The sequence below is a fragment of the Okeania sp. genome (assembly GCF_983059655.1).
Window position 1 is genome coordinate 1 of record NZ_CEZPJD010001015.1, and the last position, 2,410, is coordinate 2,410.

The 2,410-nt window shown below is 31.9% G+C and carries 2 protein-coding genes; both read right to left on the reverse strand.

From position 1 onward, the window contains the following. Positions 1-77 precede the first annotated feature (77 nt). Complete coding sequence (locus AC3DU7_RS31240; RefSeq protein ID WP_488043122.1) at positions 78-947, reverse strand: helix-turn-helix transcriptional regulator; 870 nt, start codon at positions 945-947, stop codon at positions 78-80. Positions 948-1,179: 232 nt separating this feature from the next. Beyond that, positions 1,180-1,977, reverse strand: coding sequence for an SDR family oxidoreductase (locus tag AC3DU7_RS31245; RefSeq protein WP_488043123.1), 798 nt, complete (start codon positions 1,975-1,977; stop codon positions 1,180-1,182). Between the last annotated feature and the right edge of the window lie 433 nt (positions 1,978-2,410).

Consider the following 2,410-nt stretch of genomic DNA (forward strand, 5'->3'; position numbering starts at 1 on the left):
GTATATCGGAGTAGGCATTATTTATAAATCCATTACAAAATTTAAACTTTTTTAACTAACACATCATTACATAAAAATTATTTTTTTCGATATTGTTTGGGGGTTAAACCTTCTATTTTTTTAAACACGCGGGAGAAATGAGCTTGGTCGGAAAAGCCACAGGCAAAAGCAATATCAGCCATCAATTTATTAGGATTATCGAGCATTTTTTTTGCTTGTTCGATACGGTAAGCCATTAAGAATTGATAGGGACTTTGACCAATAGTTTGTTTAAACAAACGGGAAAAATGTGAAGGACTAATACTGGCTTTTGCTGCCATATCTTCTAGTAAGATATTATTGCCATAATTAAGAGCAATGTAATCTAATACTTGTTTATATTGTTTAGCAGTGAAGCTTTTAGAAAACTCATATTCTTCTGCTTGTAAGCCATATTTTAGAATTAGTTTAGTCAGAAATATACGAGCAAAAGATTCAAACATTATTTGGGAGCCGAGTTTGCATTTTAAAGCTTCTAAAAGTTGGATTCCCGACTGAGTAATATCTTCATCTAAAAATTGTGGTAAATCTTTTAATTGCTGCTCGGAAAGTAAAATTCCTAATTCTGTTTGAGCAAATCTTTCAAATTTAATAGGTTCGAGAGTAATAATAATACACTTACTTTGAACGTGCCATTGCCAGCCACTTTCTACACCGGCAGGAGTAACAATTATTTCGTTTTTGTGATAAATAAAATCTCGATGTTCTCCATTGCGCCAATTTTCTACTCTATGAGGTTCTTCTTTTAAATTGATAATAATATGATGTTGTTCGTACTTATTTATAGGCATCGAAGCAGGTTCAGCTTCAAAATATTCTAGAGTAAGTAAATCTGCTGCTAATGGACGTACTAAATCGAGGCTTTGTATCAGGGGTTCGGATGGATATATATCTTGATATCTAGGCATTTTAAATGTTGTTTGAAGAAATAGATTTAGTAAGCATTAAGCCGTCAGCTATCAGCTATTAATTTTGAGGAAGTTCAAGAATTTATAATTTAGAATTACTTCTCCATGAATGGAGAGGCTTTATACCTTAATTTTTCGGTGAAAATAATTGAGAAATTGAGAAAGAATAAAAGTTACTGTTAAAGTCCCCGGACTAAACCTTAATCGCTAAAGTACTTCATCATGAATTATCCTAAACTTTTCCCATCATAAACTGAACTAAACCAGGAAATAATCGATAAGTTTCTGTTGCCAAAACAGCTGGACCTACTACTACTTCAGACTGATTATTTTTCACAGCATTCCAAATAGCTTCAGCAATATCTTTTGGTTGACTAACAAAATTAGATGTTAAAACAGAATTCATTTGTTGATGACTACTTTCTATTTCTGAATTATCTCCACCCCGAAACTGCGCTCTTTCCATAAAATCGCTATTAATAACTCCTGGATGCACAGAAATAACATTAATTCCTTTTGACTGTAATTCTAAACGTAAAGTATCAGTTAATCCGGTAACTGCATATTTACTAGCACAATAAGCGGTCATTTGTGGCAAAGGCATTTTTCCACCAATAGAACCAACATTAACAATTGTGCCAGATTTTTTTGACAAAAAATGGGGTAATAAAGCTTTTATTGTATTCACATAACCGAAAAAATTGACATTCATTAATTGTTGAAAATCTTCTAATGTTGTATGTTCCATTGCACCAGTCAAACAAATACCAGCATTATTAACTAATACATCGATTTTGCCATAAAAATCTATTGCTTTTTGCACTAAATATTCCACTTGTTTAGCATCAGTAACATCAGTAGGAATAGCCAAGGCAGAATTACCATTTGCCCTAACTTCATTAGCTGTTTCTACTAATTTATCTAATGTTCTAGCAGCTAAGACAATGTTATATCCTTTTCTAGCAAATAAAAGTGCTGTTGCTTTGCCACAACCTTGAGAAGCACCAGTAATTAAAACTGTTGGTAGCATTGTTTTTTTTATGGATAATTCAAATTTAATGTGTATAGCAGAAGGAAGAAGGAAAAAGCTTGCATTATCTGAGTTTTAAGTTTTTGATATGTCCTAATCTTTCCTTCGACTGCTATATAGAAAATAGTGTAATGTAACTCTGAGAAAAATAGCTAATAGCTAATAGCTGACCGTTTACCGAATAATTAAGGTTTGGAGAGGTAATTATTAATTAATTAACTGGACTTTTGAAAATAAAGTAAGTATGTAACAAAAAATAAAGTAGCTCTAAAAGCTCTTCCCTTTTGCCTTCCACTCTCTGCCTTCTTCCTTCATCTAACAATAAATTTTAACGCTTACCTACTAATTAATTATTAATGATTAATTATTAACATCTACTCATCTTTTAACTTTCTTTTTCCTCTCATCCTTGCCAAAATTTGTAAGTCAACAC